This is a genomic window from Pseudomonas sp. GL-RE-29 (assembly GCF_019947275.1).
GTDB classification, from domain to species: Bacteria; Pseudomonadota; Gammaproteobacteria; order Pseudomonadales; family Pseudomonadaceae; genus Aquipseudomonas; species Aquipseudomonas fluorescens_A.
The window spans coordinates 15,715-31,268 of record NZ_JAGYGD010000027.1; the positions used below are offsets into that span (position 1 = coordinate 15,715).

Genomic DNA, 15,554 nt, shown 5'->3' on the forward strand with positions numbered 1-15,554 from the left:
GAATGATCGAAATCATAGCGGACGTCGACCAACGGTGGGCTGCTTTTACTTTCGTTATCCGAGTAGCTATTGTCTGTTCACAACGGACCGCCCCCGAGCCCAAGGAATACCGCACATGCGTGTCGCGATACTGGACGATGAACCGGCAGAACTGCGCCGGGTAGAACAGACCCTGCATCAGATGGCTGAACCGGGGGAGGATGCCTGGTCGTTGCACAGTTTTGAGAGGGGAGAGGACCTGTTGCGTCAGCTGCGCCGGGAAACCTATGACCTGCTTATCCTCGACTGGCAAATGCCTGACCTGAGCGGTCTCGAACTGCTGCGCTGGACCCGCGAACACATGGAAGCGCCCCCGGCGGCGATCATGCTCACCAGTCGCGACACCGAGAGTGACATCGTCCAGGCCTTGAATGCCGGTGCCGATGACTACGTCAGCAAACCGTTTCGCCCCAACGAACTGAAAGCCCGGGTCGCGGCGGTACTGCGTCGGCACAGTCAGCAACGCAACGCAGCGGCTGAAGTGCTGAGTTTCAATGACCTGGTGTTCGATGATGCCGAGTTAACCGTCAAGCGAGGGGGCAGCCCCATTGTCATGACGGAGCGTGAATATCGACTGGCGCGCTGCCTGTTCACCAACCTGGGCCGGCCGTTGTCCCGGGAATACCTCTACCAGCGATTCTGGACTCACGAAGAAATGGACTCTTCTCGGCCGCTGGATACACACATCTATCGCTTGCGCAACAAACTGGGGCTGACCGCTGACCGTGGATGGCAGCTGCTGACGATTTATGGGTATGGGTATCGGCTGGAGAGTGTGGCCACAGCGAGCGAATAAACGCTGTAGGAGCTGCCGAAGGCTCGGGCCGCGCTCGGATGATCTTTTGATCTCATAAAAAAAGGGCCAACGCACACGCGTTGGCCCTTTTTAGTTTAGCGGGCTTACTGGATCAGAAATCCAGGTTAGAAACCGCCAATGCGTTGCTTTCGATGAAGTCACGACGTGGTTCGACCGCATCACCCATCAGGGTGTTGAAGATCTGGTCCGCGCCAATGGCGTCTTCGATGGTCACTTTGAGCATGCGGCGCGAGCCGGGATCCATGGTGGTTTCCCACAGCTGATCCGGGTTCATCTCACCCAGACCTTTGTATCGCTGGATGGTATGGCGCTTGGTGCTTTCGGCCATCAGCCACTCAAGGGCTTCCTTGAACTCGGTGACCTGCTTCTTGCGCTCGCCGCGCTGAATGTACGCGCCGTCGTCCAGCAAGGTGCTCAGCTGAGCACCAAGGGAAACCACGGTCTTGTAATCGTTGCTGCCGAAGAAGTCGCGGTTGAAGGTGACGTAGTTCGACAGGCCGTGGGAGATCAATTCGACCTCTGGCAGCCAGACGTTACGTTCACGGTCTTCACGCAGGCTGGCCTTGTACACCAGACCCGACTTCTCGACGGTACGCAGACGCACTTCGTACTGGGCCAGCCAATCCTGCATGGCTGCGTGGTCGGACAGTTGCTCCAGGCTGACGGCCGGCAGGTAGATGAAGTGCTCGGTCAGTTCCTGTGGGTACAGGCGCGACAGGCGCTTGAGGGTCTTCATCACCAGGCGGAAGTCATTCACCAGACGCTCAAGGGCTTCACCGGAGATACCCGGGGCCTCTTCGTTCAGGTGCAGGCTCGCATCTTCCAGGGCCGACTGCGTCATGTACTCTTCCATGGCGTCGTCGTCTTTGATGTATTGCTCTTGCTTGCCTTTCTTCACTTTGTACAGCGGCGGCTGAGCGATGTAGATGTAGCCACGCTCGATCAGCTCCGGCAGCTGACGGAAGAAGAAGGTCAGCAGCAGGGTACGGATGTGCGAACCGTCGACGTCAGCATCGGTCATGATGATGATGTTGTGATAGCGCAGTTTTTCGATGTTGTACTCGTCGCGGCCGATGCCGCAACCCAGCGCGGTGATCAAGGTACCTACTTCCTGGGAAGAGATCATCTTGTCGAAACGCGCTTTCTCGACGTTCAGGATTTTACCCTTGAGGGGCAGAATTGCCTGGGTCTTGCGGTTACGACCCTGCTTGGCGGAGCCGCCAGCAGAGTCACCTTCCACGAGGTACAGTTCGGACAGGGCAGGGTCTTTTTCCTGGCAGTCAGCCAGTTTGCCCGGCAGGCCGGCGATGTCCAGCGCGCCTTTGCGGCGGGTCATCTCACGAGCCTTGCGCGCCGCTTCACGGGCACGAGCTGCGTCGATCATCTTGCCGACGACCAGTTTGGCTTCGTTCGGGTTTTCCAGCAGGAAGTCGGAGAAGTACTTGCCCATTTCCTGTTCGACCGCGGTCTTCACTTCGGAAGAGACCAGCTTGTCTTTGGTCTGGGAGCTGAACTTCGGATCCGGCACCTTTACCGAAATGATCGCGGTCAGGCCTTCACGGGCATCGTCACCGGTAGTCGCGACTTTGTGCTTCTTCGCCAGACCTTCAGCTTCGATGTAGGTGTTCAGGTTACGCGTCAGAGCGGAACGGAAACCGACCAGGTGAGTACCGCCGTCGCGCTGCGGAATGTTGTTGGTGAAGCACAACAGATTCTCGTTGAAGCTGTCGTTCCACTGCAGGGCGATTTCCACGCCAATGCCGTCTTCGCGCTGGATGTTGAAGTGGAACACCTGGTTGACTGGAGTCTTGTTAGTGTTCAGGTATTCAACGAACGCACGCAGACCACCTTCGTACTTGAACAGCTCTTCCTTGCCGCTGCGCTCGTCCTTGAGGACGATACCGACACCGGAGTTGAGGAAGGACAGCTCACGAATCCGCTTGGCCAGGATGTCCCAGCTGAAGTGGATATTCTTGAAGGTTTCGCTGGAAGCCTTGAAGTGAATCTGGGTACCAGTGGTTTCGCTGTCGCCAACGATTTTCATCGGCTCTTGCGGAACACCGTGTACGTAGGTCTGTTCCCAGATCTTGCCGCTACGACGAACCGTCAGGACCAGTTGTTCGGAAAGAGCGTTAACTACCGAAACACCTACACCGTGCAGACCGCCGGAAACTTTGTAGGAGTTGTCATCGAACTTACCGCCGGCGTGCAGCACGGTCATGATGACCTCGGCTGCTGAGACGCCTTCTTCTTTGTGCACGTCTACCGGGATACCACGGCCGTTGTCACGAACGGTGATGGATTCATCCGGGTGGATGATGATGCTGATGTCGTCGCAGTGGCCGGCGAGAGCTTCGTCGATCGAGTTATCGACGACTTCGAACACCATGTGGTGCAGGCCGCTACCATCGTCGGTGTCGCCAATGTACATACCGGGACGTTTGCGTACGGCATCCAGGCCTTTCAGCACTTTAATGCTCGTTGAGTCGTACGTATTTTCTTCGCTCAATGCCTTCACTCCCGATGGTCGTGTGTCTGGGTGATACGGCCCTGTTCCACGTGGAACAGAGCGACTGGCGTTTCCGTCTGCCAGCCTTCCCTCAATAATTCGTGATCTACACAGGTGATAAACACCTGGCAGCGTAAGTCTTCCAGCAAGCGGCAAAGCGCGCGGCGGTGCTGCTCGTCCAGTTCGGACGGCAAGTCATCCACCAGATAAATACACTGACCGCGTCGGGCCTGACTGACCAGGTGCCCCTGGGCAATCCGCAATGCACAAACCACCAACTTCTGCTGGCCGCGGGACAAGATGTCCGCGGCATTGTGTGCGCCCAGTCTGAGACGCAAATCAGCCCGTTGTGGTCCGGCCTGGGTGTGACCCATCTGCTGATCCCGCTGCAGGGACCCGGCGAGCACAGCGCTCAGCTCACGGTCTTTGTCCCAACCTCGGTAATAGCTGAGCGTTAAGCCCTCAAGCTCAACCAACTCGCTCAAGGTCTGTTCAAAGACAGGTTTCAAGGCTTTGATATAGGCGCGGCGGTATTCATCAATTTCAGCGCTGGCCTGGCACAGTTCCCTGTCCCAAACCGCTTGCGAAACGGCGTCAAGTGTACCATGCCGCAGCCAAGAGTTTCTCTGGCGCAGGGCCTTCTGCAAGCGCTGCCAGGTGGACATGAATCGTGGTTCCACGTGGAACACGCCCCAATCGAGAAACTGACGGCGAATCTTCGGAGCACCTTCCAGCAAACGGAAGCTGTCCGGGTTGATCAACTGCAGCGGCAGGATCTCGGCCAGTTGGGCTGCACTGCGGGCGTTCTGTCCGTCGATGCGTATCTGGAACTCGCCCTGGCGATCCCTTGATATCCCCAAAGCGCTGTGTCCGCCTTCGGCCAACTCGACCTGTCCAAATACTGTGCATGCCAATTGCTCGTATTGAATGACCGGCAACAGACGGGTGCTACGAAAGGAACGGGCAAGCCCCAGCAGGTGAATGGCTTCCAGAACACTGGTTTTGCCGCTGCCGTTGGCGCCGTAAAGAATGTTGATTCGGGGAGAGGGGGAGAAGGTCACCGGGTGCAGATTGCGCACCGCGGTGACCGAGACGCGACTTAAGGACATCTAGCTTCTGCTGAGCATGATTACAGACGCATCGGCATGACAACGTAAGCCGAGTCGTCGTTGTCGGACTCTTGTACCAGCGCGCTGCTGTTGGAGTCGGACAGGATCAGACGAACCTGCTCGGTGGTCATCACACCCAACACGTCGAGCAAGTAGCTCACGTTGAAGCCGATTTCCAGCGAGCCGCCGTTGTACTCAACGCCCACTTCTTCTTCCGCTTCTTCCTGCTCCGGGTTATTCGCCTGGATTTTCAACTGACCGTTGGCCAGTTGCAGGCGGATACCACGGTACTTCTCGTTGGACAGAATCGCGGTACGGCTGAAGGCTTCGCGCAGCGCCTGACGGTCGCCGAGTACCAGCTTGTCGCCGCCTTTCGGCAGAACACGCTCGTAATCCGGGAATTTACCGTCGACCAGTTTCGAGGTGAAGGTGAATTCACCGGTGGTGGCGCGAATGTGGTGCTGACCGAGGACGATGCTGACGATGCCGTCCGGCTCGGTCAGCAAACGCGCGAGCTCAAGAATACCTTTGCGCGGCACGATAACCTGGTGGCGATCCGGCTGACCAATGTCAGCCTGCATCGAGCACATCGCCAGACGGTGACCGTCGGTAGCCACGGCGCGGATGATCCCGGCCGAAACTTCCAGCAACATGCCATTGAGGTAATAACGCACGTCCTGCTGGGCCATGGCGAAGCTGGTGCGCTCGATCAAACGACGCAGCTTGCTTTGCTCCAGGCTGCAAGTCAGCGAGCCCGGGCCTTCTTCCACTGTCGGGAAATCGTTGGCCGGCAGGGTCGACAAGGTGAAACGGCTACGGCCAGCCTTGACCACCAACTTCTGCTCGTCGACCTTAATGTCGATCAGTGCATCGTTCGGCAAGCTTTTGCAGATATCCATCAGCTTGCGCGCAGGCACAGTGATGGACCCTGGCTCGGCAGGCTCTTCGAGTTGAACACGACCGACCAGTTCGACTTCCAGGTCGGTACCGGTCAGCGACAGTTGCTGGCCTTCGACAACCAGCAGCACGTTGGAGAGCACCGGCAAGGTCTGGCGGCGCTCGACGACGCCTGCGACCAGTTGCAGGGGTTTCAACAGGGCTTCGCGTTGAATGGTGAAATGCATGGTCTAGTCCCTTGCCTTAATAAGCTGCGCTGGTGTTCATCAAGTGGTCAGTGTACGCAGCAGGTTCTTGTAGTCCTCGCGGATGTCCGCGTCGGATTCCTTAAGTTCGTTGATCTTGCGGCAGGCGTGCAAAACAGTCGTGTGGTCACGTCCGCCAAATACATCGCCGATTTCCGGCAGGCTGTGGTTGGTCAGTTCCTTGGACAAGGCCATGGCGACCTGACGCGGACGGGCAACCGAACGCGAACGACGCTTGGACAACAGGTCGGAGATCTTGATCTTGTAGTACTCAGCGACCGTGCGCTGAATGTTATCCACAGAGACCAGTTTGTCTTGTAGCGCCAACAGATCCTTCAAGGACTCGCGAATCAGCTCGATGGTGATATCGCGACCCATGAAGTGGGAGTGGGCGATCACGCGTTTGAGTGCGCCTTCCAGTTCACGGACGTTGGAACGAATGCGTTGGGCAATGAAGAATGCCGCATCGTGGGGCAGTTCGACCTTGGCCTGATCGGCCTTCTTCATCAGGATCGCCACACGGGTTTCCAGTTCCGGCGGCTCGACGGCGACCGTCAAGCCCCAGCCGAAGCGGGATTTCAGGCGCTCTTCAAGTCCTTCGATTTCTTTCGGGTAGCGGTCACTGGTGAGAATGACCTGCTGGCCACCTTCAAGCAGGGCGTTGAAGGTGTGGAAAAACTCTTCCTGGGAACGTTCTTTGCGAGCGAAGAACTGAATGTCATCGATCAGCAATGCATCCACCGAACGGTAGAAACGCTTGAACTCGTTGATCGCGTTCAGCTGCAGCGCCTTGACCATATCCGCCACGAAGCGCTCGGAATGCAGGTACACAACCTTGGCATTCGGATTCTTCTTTAACAGGTGGTTACCCACAGCATGCATCAAGTGGGTTTTACCCAGGCCCACGCCACCATAAAGGAAGAGCGGGTTGTAGCCGTGCTTGGGGTTATCCGCCACTTGCCAGGCAGCAGCCCGGGCCAGTTGGTTGGATTTACCCTCAACGAAGTTTTCGAAGGTGAAAGTGCGGTTCAGGTAGCTGGTGTGCTTGAGCGCGCCTTCAACCTGCACAGTGCGTTGTTCCGAACGAACCGGAGCCTGTTGGGAACTGGCGCCGGCCATTGGATCGAAGCTATCGCGCGAAGGCTCTTCTTCAGTGACTTCGGCGACTTTTTGCGTCGCACGCTTGGCTGGCGCTGGCGCCGGGGGCGGCGTGCTGACCGGTGCAGACGCGGCCTGAGCCTGGGACGCTGCGGCGGCAAGTGGAGCATTCGGCGCGGCACGAGGCGCCGAACTGCGCTTGCTGCCTATTAATAAGGAAAGCGCGGGCGCCATTCCGTTGCCGTGCTCGTCCAGCAGCTCCATCACACGACCGAGGTATTTTTCGTTGACCCAGTCCAGAACAAAACGATTGGGTGCGTAAACACGCAACTCGTCGCCTTCGGCTTCGACCTGTAGTGGACGGATCCAAGTGTTGAATTGTTGGGCAGGCAGCTCATCGCGCAAAAGCTCCACGCACTGCTGCCAAAGTTCCACTGACACGGATATCCCCTAAGTTGAAAGCCGGTGAGGCAAAAACAAGCGGCCATTGTAACGACCAGACGCCGACTTATCCACACGAAGGTTGCTCACAATCCAGGATCAATCAACGTTTTATGCGCAAAAAAGACGACCAATGGTCTGTGCATAAGCTCTGTGGATAACCGGGTCTGAGCTCATTGCACAACTGGGGGTAAAACTCGGTGGATAACCTGGCTGTGGATAACCGGCTGTTTCACACACAGGTTATCCGACAGTGCAGCACAGGCTGAACACGGTTTTCCACTGTAGTTGTCATTCTTTGTACATCAGGAGAAATAAGGGCTACTGCCAGTTATCCACAGATGACCGCGTCCCTAGCTTTTATAAGCTTTACAGAAAAGCTTTAAATACTCTCCTTCTTTATTTTTATGTTTATCGGTGGATTCGTACCGGCCAAACCTCGGGAGATCTATTTATAAGGAAACGTTGGTTGGAAATTGACCTAGAGGCTTGCTTTCTCTAGAATCCCCGGTCTCTTAAAACGGGGGCCATTCCGGCCCGTTGTGGACGAACCAGGTAACACGACAATGAAACGTACTTTCCAACCAAGCACTATCAAACGCGCTCGTACCCACGGTTTCCGTGCTCGCATGGCTACCAAGAACGGTCGTGCCGTCCTGTCGCGTCGTCGCGCCAAAGGTCGTGCGCGTCTGGCAGTTTGATAATCCGGCACTGGAGGTGAGTCAGGACTTCAGTCGGGAAAAGCGTCTGCTTACCCCCCGGCATTTCAAGGCAGTCTTTGACTCCCCTACCGGCAAGGTTCCGGGGAAAAATCTCCTGCTCCTTGCGCGCAACAACGATCTTGATCACCCCCGTCTCGGGCTGGTTATCGGGAAAAAGAGCGTAAAGCTCTCCGTCGAGCGCAATCGCCTCAAACGTCTGATGCGCGAATCGTTTCGTCTGAACCAGGATTCACTGGTCGGCTGGGACATCGTTATCGTCGCGCGCAAAGGTTTGGGCGACGTAGAAAACCCCGAATTGATTCAGCATTTCGGCAAACTCTGGAAGCGTCTGGCACGCAGCACGCCGGTACCAGCAGTCAAAACCGAAACTGTAGGGGTAGACAGTCCAGATGCGTAAACTGGCACTCGTTCCGATCCAGTTTTACCGCTATGCCATTAGTCCCCTGATGGCCAGTCACTGTCGTTTCTACCCCAGTTGTTCCTGCTACGCGTTAGAAGCCATTGAAAATCATGGCCTTCTTCGCGGTGGCTGGCTGACCTTTCGTCGTTTAGGTCGCTGTCATCCGTGGAATCCCGGTGGTTATGACCCGGTTCCACCTATCCCTACCTCCCGTTCTTCTTCGATGGCCGAGTAATCATGGATATCAAACGCACGATCCTGATCGTCGCCCTGGCAATCGTGTCCTACGTTATGGTTCTTAAATGGAACCAGGACTATGGTCAGGCTGCCCTGCCGACTCAGAATGTTGCTTCCAGTACGACCGCACCGGGCCTCCCGGATACGGCAACTGGCAATAAAGCGTCCGTCAGTGACGACATTCCACACGCCGCAAACGATACCAGCGCACCTGCCGAAACTCCGGTAGCCGTGAGCACCGACCTCATCCAGATCAAAACGGATGTGCTCGATCTGGCCATCGATCCACAAGGTGGTGATGTCGCCCAGCTGAAATTGCCGCTGTATCCACGTCGCCAGGACCATCCGGAAATTCCATTCCAGTTGTTCGATAATGGCAACGAGCGCACTTATCTGGCTCAAAGTGGCTTGATCGGCAGCAACGGTCCGGATGCAAGTCCTACCGGTCGTCCGGTTTACTCCTCGGAGAAGAAGGTTTATCAACTGGCTGACGGCCAGGACCAATTGGTCGTAGACCTGAAGTTCAGCAAGGACGGCGTCAACTACATCAAGCGTTTCACCTTGAAACGTGGCCTGTACGACGTAACCGTCTCCTACCTGATCGACAACCAGAGCGCTCAGCCTTGGTCCGGTGCAATGTTCGCGCAGTTGAAGCGTGACGCCAGTTCCGATCCATCTTCCAGCACCGCCACCGGCACCGCGACTTACCTGGGCGCAGCCCTGTGGACAAGTTCCGAGCCGTACAAGAAAGTGTCCATGAAGGACATGGACAAGGCACAGCTGAAAGAAACCGTTACCGGTGGTTGGGTTGCATGGTTGCAACACTACTTCGTGACCGCGTGGATTCCGGCCAAGGGCGAAAATAACGTCGTCCAGACCCGTAAAGACAGCAAAGGCAACTACATCATCGGCTACACCGGTCCTTCGCTGACCGTTGCACCGGGTGCCAAAGCTGAAACCAGCGCCACTCTGTACGCCGGTCCGAAAAGCCAGGCGGTGCTGAAAGAGTTGTCCCCAGGGCTGGAATTGACCGTCGACTACGGCATTCTGTGGTTCATCGCTCAACCGATCTTCTGGTTGCTGCAACACATTCACGCCATTGTGGGTAACTGGGGCTGGTCGATCATCTTCCTGACCATGCTGATCAAAGGGATTTTCTTCCCATTGTCGGCCGCCAGCTACAAATCCATGGCGCGCATGCGCGCAGTGGCACCGAAACTGGCTGCCCTGAAAGAGCAACATGGCGATGATCGGCAGAAAATGTCGCAAGCCATGATGGAGCTGTACAAGAAAGAGAAGATCAATCCGCTGGGTGGTTGCTTGCCAATCCTTGTGCAGATGCCGGTTTTCCTCTCGCTGTACTGGGTTCTGCTGGAAAGCGTTGAAATGCGCCAGGCGCCGTTCATGCTGTGGATTACTGACCTGTCGATCAAGGATCCGTTCTTCATTCTGCCGATCATCATGGGTGCAACCATGTTCATCCAGCAGCAGTTGAACCCGACTCCACCGGATCCGATGCAGGCCAAGGTGATGAAGCTGATGCCAATCATCTTCACCTTCTTCTTCCTGTGGTTCCCGGCTGGTCTGGTGCTGTACTGGGTAGTGAACAACTGCCTGTCGATCGCCCAACAGTGGTACATCACGCGTAAGATCGAAGCAGCTACCAAAGCAGCTGCCTGATTTACACTGTGGATAACCATTCAAAACGCCCCCTAGTGGGGCGTTTTGCTATCTGTCACTTTTGTCTGGATACCGGTTTATGAGCGCTCCTCGTGAAACCATTGCCGCCGTTGCTACCGCACAAGGTCGCGGCGGAGTCGGAATCGTCCGTATCTCGGGACCGTTGGCCAGCGTTGCGGCCAAGGCCTTCAGTGGTCGAGAACTCAAGCCGCGATTTGCTCACTACGGTGAGTTTTTCGGTGAAAACGACGAGGTGCTGGATCAGGGTATCGCCCTGTATTTCCCCGGCCCGAATTCGTTCACTGGCGAAGACGTGCTGGAACTGCAAGGCCATGGCGGACCGATTGTTCTGGATATGTTGCTCAAACGCTGCCTGGAACTGGGCTGCCGTCTGGCCCGGCCGGGAGAATTCAGCGAACGCGCATTCCTCAATGACAAGCTCGATCTGGCTCAAGCTGAAGCAATTGCCGACTTGATCGAAGCCAGTTCTGCACAGGCTGCTCGAAATGCCCTTCGTTCCTTGCAAGGTGCATTTTCAACACGTGTGCATAACCTGACCGAGCAATTGATCGGCCTGCGGATCTATGTCGAAGCAGCGATCGACTTCCCGGAGGAGGAAATCGACTTCCTCGCCGATGGCCATGTACTGAGCATGCTCGACAAAGTTCGTGACGAGTTATCCACCGTCATGCGTGAAGCCGGGCAAGGTGCCTTGCTGCGTGATGGCATGACGGTGGTAATCGCCGGTCGTCCGAATGCTGGCAAATCCAGCCTGCTCAACGCGTTAGCTGGTCGTGAAGCAGCCATCGTGACCGAGATTGCCGGTACGACCCGAGACGTTCTTCGTGAACATATTCACATCGATGGCATGCCGCTGCACGTGGTCGATACAGCGGGTCTGCGCGATACCGACGATCATGTGGAAAAGATTGGCGTAGAGCGGGCATTAAAGGCCATTGGCGAAGCCGATCGCGTGCTACTGGTGGTTGATGCCACAGCCCCCGAAGCCCTTGATCCCTTTGCTTTGTGGCCGGAATTCCTTGAAACCCGTCCCGATCCGGCAAAGGTCACACTGATCCGCAACAAGGCTGACCTGACGGGTGAAGCGATTGCCCTGGAAGTCAGTGAGGATGGCCATGTCACTATCAGTCTGAGCGCCAAGTCTGCCGGCGTCGGTCTGGAATTATTACGCGACCACCTCAAGGCCTGCATGGGCTATGAGCAGACCTCTGAAAGCAGCTTCAGCGCCCGCAGGCGTCACCTTGAGGCGCTGCGTCATGCCAGCGCCTCCCTTGAGCACGGCCGCGCTCAACTGACTCTGGCGGGTGCCGGCGAGTTGCTGGCCGAAGATTTGCGCCAGGCTCAACAATCCCTGGGTGAAATCACCGGCGCATTCAGCTCCGATGACCTGTTGGGTCGGATCTTCTCCAGCTTCTGCATCGGTAAGTAGTCGTCCCATTGTTAACAGACAGGCCATTCGTGCCTGTCTGTCCTCTCCTTTTTCTGAAATAAACCTCCAGTGCTGAGCCGATAGATTCTGCTTGTGCGGATTTTCCGTGCCCGGAAATCGCCCCTTCAACGTTTTTCTGTGGATTAAGCCCTGTGAATAACCGTGGCTAAGGGCAGTTGATAACAGGGCCTCAAAACTGAAGATAACCGCCTCTGTGGATAACCACTACTTTAATCCACAGGCTTAGACCGGTTATCCAAGGGCCTCATTGGCACATGACCACAGGGTTTTGATTCTCTGTACACATCGAATATAAAGGCCTTCAGCGATCTATCCACAGAAACATCGGTCAGTAGAAATAAACATAAAAACAAAGATTTAATAAATTTCTCTCTTTTTAATTTCTATAACCCCGACTTCTCCACAGCTGGTTAAATTTTGTGCAAAGGGTTCTTTAGGAAGGGCGAAGTCCCTATACTTGTCGACCAGGTCCAAAAACCTGAGCTCAAACTATTCCTGAATTACCTACTTAAGCAGGCACGAGGTGCGTGGTGGATTTCCCTTCCCGTTTTGAAGTGATCGTCATCGGCGGCGGTCATGCCGGTACCGAGGCAGCACTGGCCTCAGCACGTATGGGGGTCAAAACCCTGTTGCTGACGCATAACGTGGAAACCCTCGGTGCCATGAGTTGCAACCCGGCCATTGGCGGGATTGGCAAAAGCCACTTGGTCAAGGAAATCGATGCCCTCGGCGGCGCGATGGCCATGGCCACCGACAAAGGTGGTATTCAATTTCGCGTGTTGAACAGCCGCAAAGGCCCTGCCGTGCGCGCAACCCGTGCACAGGCAGACCGGATTTTGTACAAGGCTGCTGTCCGCGAAATCCTTGAAAACCAGCCGAACCTGTGGATATTTCAGCAGGCCGCCGACGACCTGATCGTCGAGCAAGAACAAGTCCGTGGTGTTGTCACCCAAATGGGTCTGCGTTTCTTCGCCGATTCCGTGGTGTTAACCACCGGCACGTTCCTCGGTGGACTTATCCACATCGGGTTGCAGAATTTTTCCGGCGGTCGCGCCGGTGATCCACCATCAATCGCGCTGGCTCACCGTCTGCGTGAACTGCCATTGCGTGTGGGTCGTCTGAAAACCGGTACTCCGCCGCGTATCGACGGCCGGTCTGTGGATTTTTCGGTGATGTCCGAACAACCCGGTGATACACCGATCCCGGTGATGTCGTTCATGGGCACCAAGGAACAGCATCCACGGCAAGTCAGTTGCTGGATTACCCACACAAATGCCCGCACCCACGAAATCATTGCCGCGAACCTCGACCGTTCGCCTATGTATTCCGCTGCCGGTGAGATCGAAGGCATTGGCCCGCGTTATTGCCCGTCGATCGAAGACAAAATCCATCGCTTCGCCGACAAGGAAAGCCATCAGGTGTTCATCGAACCGGAAGGTTTGACCACCCATGAGCTGTATCCAAACGGGATATCCACAAGCTTGCCGTTCGACGTGCAATTGCAGATCGTGCAATCGATCCGCGGCATGGAAAACGCGCACATCGTGCGTCCGGGCTATGCGATCGAGTACGACTACTTCGATCCACGGGATTTGAAATACAGCCTGGAAACCAAAGTCATCGGCGGCCTGTTCTTCGCCGGGCAAATCAACGGTACAACCGGATACGAAGAAGCCGGTGCCCAGGGTTTGCTCGCCGGCACCAACGCGGCACTGCGTGCACAGGGCAAAGATGCCTGGTGTCCGCGTCGCGATGAGGCGTACATCGGCGTGTTGGTCGACGACCTGATTACCCTCGGTACCCAAGAGCCGTACCGGATGTTCACTTCCCGGGCCGAATATCGTTTGATCCTGCGCGAAGACAACGCCGACCTGCGCCTGACCGAAAAAGGTCGCGAACTGGGCCTGGTGGATGACGTGCGCTGGGCGGCTTTCTGCAAAAAACGCGAAAGCATCGAACTGGAAGAGCAACGCCTGAAAAGCACCTGGGTACGCCCGGGCACCGAACAGGGCGATGCCATTGCCGAAAAATTCGGCACGCCACTGACCCACGAATACAACCTGCTCAATCTCTTGAGCCGTCCGGAAATCGACTACGCTGGTCTGATCGCCGTGACCGGCGGGGGCGCAGAAGATCCACAGGTTGCCGAGCAGGTCGAAATCAAGACCAAGTACGCCGGCTACATCGATCGTCAACAAGATGAAATCGCTCGTCTACGGGCCAGCGAAGATACAAAACTGCCTGTGGATATCGATTACACGAACATTTCCGGTCTCTCCAAGGAGATCCAGAGCAAGCTCGGTGCGACCCGTCCAGAAACTTTGGGCCAGGCGTCGCGTATCCCGGGTGTCACACCGGCGGCCATTTCGCTGTTGATGATTCATTTGAAAAAACGCGGCGCGGGCCGTCAGTTGGAGCAAAGCGCTTGAGTTCGTTGGTCACCTCGCAACACGCAGAAGAGTTATCCACAGGTGCTCGCCAGCTCGGTGTCGCTCTGACTGAAACCCAGCACGCGCAGCTGCTGGGTTATCTGGCCCTGTTGATCAAATGGAACAAGGCTTACAACCTGACCGCCGTGCGGGATCCGGACGAAATGGTGTCCCGTCATTTGCTCGATAGTCTGAGCGTGATGACGTTCATCGAAAACGGTCGCTGGCTCGACGTGGGCAGCGGCGGCGGCATGCCGGGGATTCCGTTGGCGATCCTGTTTCCAGAGTCCCAAGTGACTTGCCTGGACAGTAACGGCAAGAAAACCCGCTTCCTGACCCAGGTCAAACTCGAACTCAAACTGGATAACCTGCAAGTTATCCACAGTCGCGTCGAAGCCTTCCAGCCTGCCCAGCCGTTCAACGGGATAATTTCCCGGGCGTTCAGCAGCATGGAGAACTTCAGCAACTGGACGCGCCACCTCGGCGACACCGATACACGTTGGCTGGCAATGAAGGGCGTTCATCCCGCCGATGAGCTGGTAGCATTGCCGGCGGACTTCCACCTCGATAGCGAACACGCCCTGGCCGTACCCGGTTGCCAAGGCCAACGCCATCTGCTGATACTGCGCCGCACGGCATGATTGGGAACACAAGCAAGAATGGCTAAGGTATTCGCGATAGCGAACCAAAAGGGTGGTGTGGGCAAGACCACCACCTGTATCAACCTCGCAGCATCCCTGGTCGCGACCAAGCGTCGGGTATTGCTGATCGATCTCGATCCACAGGGCAACGCCACCATGGGTAGCGGTGTGGATAAACACGGCCTGGAAAACTCGGTCTATGACCTGTTGATCGGCGAATGCGATCTGGCTCAGGCCATGCATTATTCCGAACACGGTGGTTACCAGTTGTTGCCAGCCAACCGCGACCTGACTGCCGCCGAAGTGGTTCTGCTGGAAATGCAGATGAAGGAAAGTCGCCTGCGCAGCGCGCTGGCGCCGATCCGTGAAAACTACGATTACATTTTGATCGACTGCCCGCCGTCGCTGTCGATGCTGACCTTGAACGCTTTGGTTGCCGCCGACGGGGTGATTATCCCCATGCAGTGCGAGTATTTCGCACTCGAAGGCTTGAGCGACCTTGTGGATAACATCAAGCGCATCGCTGAACTGCTGAACCCGAACCTCAAGGTCGAAGGCCTGTTACGGACGATGTACGACCCGCGCCTGAGCCTGATGAACGACGTATCGGCACAGCTCAAGGAACACTTCGGCGATCAGCTCTACGACACTGTCATTCCACGCAACATCCGTCTGGCCGAAGCTCCAAGCTATGGCATGCCGGCGCTGGCGTACGACAAATCATCGCGCGGTGCCGTGGCCTACCTGGCTCTGGCGGGTGAAATGGTTCGTCGTCAACGCAAAAACTCACGCATCGCCGCCGCCCAGCCAACTTAAGGA

Annotated in this window: 13 protein-coding genes; 9 read left to right on the forward strand and 4 right to left on the reverse strand. The window is 56.4% G+C overall.

The window, feature by feature from the left end; translation table 11 throughout:
- The first annotated feature begins 115 nt into the window (after window positions 1–115).
- The gene (locus KGB21_RS20760; RefSeq protein ID WP_034149406.1) at window positions 116–835 is read left to right on the forward strand and encodes a response regulator transcription factor; all 720 of its coding nucleotides are present in this window, start codon (window positions 116–118) and stop codon (window positions 833–835) included.
- A gap of 112 nt (window positions 836–947) precedes the next feature.
- Here the strand turns inward: KGB21_RS20760 and gyrB are convergent, their stop codons facing one another.
- From gyrB to dnaA, 4 genes are read right to left on the reverse strand one after another with little or no spacing between them, the layout of a single operon-like run.
- Entirely contained in the window at window positions 948–3,365 is a 2,418-nt protein-coding gene (gene gyrB / locus KGB21_RS20765; RefSeq protein ID WP_223506564.1) for a DNA topoisomerase (ATP-hydrolyzing) subunit B, read from the reverse strand.
- Window positions 3,366–3,370: 5 nt separating this feature from the next.
- A complete protein-coding gene (gene recF / locus KGB21_RS20770) occupies window positions 3,371–4,474 on the reverse strand; it encodes a DNA replication/repair protein RecF (protein WP_008064628.1) in 1,104 nt (367 codons plus the stop codon).
- Window positions 4,475–4,494: 20 nt separating this feature from the next.
- A complete protein-coding gene (dnaN, locus tag KGB21_RS20775) occupies window positions 4,495–5,598 on the reverse strand; it encodes a DNA polymerase III subunit beta (protein ID WP_034149405.1) in 1,104 nt (367 codons plus the stop codon).
- A gap of 39 nt (window positions 5,599–5,637) precedes the next feature.
- Window positions 5,638–7,155 (reverse strand): chromosomal replication initiator protein DnaA, encoded by a 1,518-nt coding sequence (gene dnaA, locus KGB21_RS20780; RefSeq protein WP_034149404.1) that lies wholly within the window; start codon window positions 7,153–7,155, stop codon window positions 5,638–5,640.
- Window positions 7,156–7,721: 566 nt separating this feature from the next.
- Here dnaA and rpmH point away from each other — a divergent pair.
- The 8 genes from rpmH to KGB21_RS20820 all read left to right on the forward strand — a co-directional run bounded on the left by rpmH (window position 7,722) and on the right by KGB21_RS20820 (window position 15,551).
- Complete coding sequence (gene rpmH, locus KGB21_RS20785; protein ID WP_003213577.1) at window positions 7,722–7,856, forward strand: 50S ribosomal protein L34; 135 nt, start codon at window positions 7,722–7,724, stop codon at window positions 7,854–7,856.
- Window positions 7,857–7,872: 16 nt separating this feature from the next.
- Entirely contained in the window at window positions 7,873–8,274 is a 402-nt protein-coding gene (gene rnpA / locus KGB21_RS20790; protein ID WP_028620331.1) for a ribonuclease P protein component, read from the forward strand.
- Complete coding sequence (yidD, locus tag KGB21_RS20795; protein WP_010207715.1) at window positions 8,267–8,512, forward strand: membrane protein insertion efficiency factor YidD; 246 nt, start codon at window positions 8,267–8,269, stop codon at window positions 8,510–8,512. The genes rnpA and yidD overlap by 8 nt, the downstream gene beginning before the upstream one ends.
- A gap of 2 nt (window positions 8,513–8,514) precedes the next feature.
- A complete protein-coding gene (gene yidC / locus KGB21_RS20800; RefSeq protein ID WP_034149403.1) occupies window positions 8,515–10,194 on the forward strand; it encodes a membrane protein insertase YidC in 1,680 nt (559 codons plus the stop codon).
- A gap of 79 nt (window positions 10,195–10,273) precedes the next feature.
- Window positions 10,274–11,644 (forward strand): tRNA uridine-5-carboxymethylaminomethyl(34) synthesis GTPase MnmE, encoded by a 1,371-nt coding sequence (mnmE, locus tag KGB21_RS20805; RefSeq protein ID WP_034149402.1) that lies wholly within the window; start codon window positions 10,274–10,276, stop codon window positions 11,642–11,644.
- A gap of 551 nt (window positions 11,645–12,195) precedes the next feature.
- Window positions 12,196–14,094 carry a tRNA uridine-5-carboxymethylaminomethyl(34) synthesis enzyme MnmG gene (gene mnmG / locus KGB21_RS20810; RefSeq protein ID WP_223506565.1) on the forward strand — a complete coding sequence of 633 codons (1,899 nt, stop codon included), beginning with the start codon at window positions 12,196–12,198 and terminating at the stop codon, window positions 14,092–14,094.
- Window positions 14,091–14,735 carry a 16S rRNA (guanine(527)-N(7))-methyltransferase RsmG gene (gene rsmG / locus KGB21_RS20815; protein ID WP_034149400.1) on the forward strand — a complete coding sequence of 215 codons (645 nt, stop codon included), beginning with the start codon at window positions 14,091–14,093 and terminating at the stop codon, window positions 14,733–14,735. The genes mnmG and rsmG overlap by 4 nt, the downstream gene beginning before the upstream one ends.
- Before the next feature lie 18 nt (window positions 14,736–14,753).
- Window positions 14,754–15,551, forward strand: coding sequence for a ParA family protein (locus tag KGB21_RS20820; protein ID WP_034149399.1), 798 nt, complete (start codon window positions 14,754–14,756; stop codon window positions 15,549–15,551).
- Window positions 15,552–15,554: the final 3 nt, after the last annotated feature.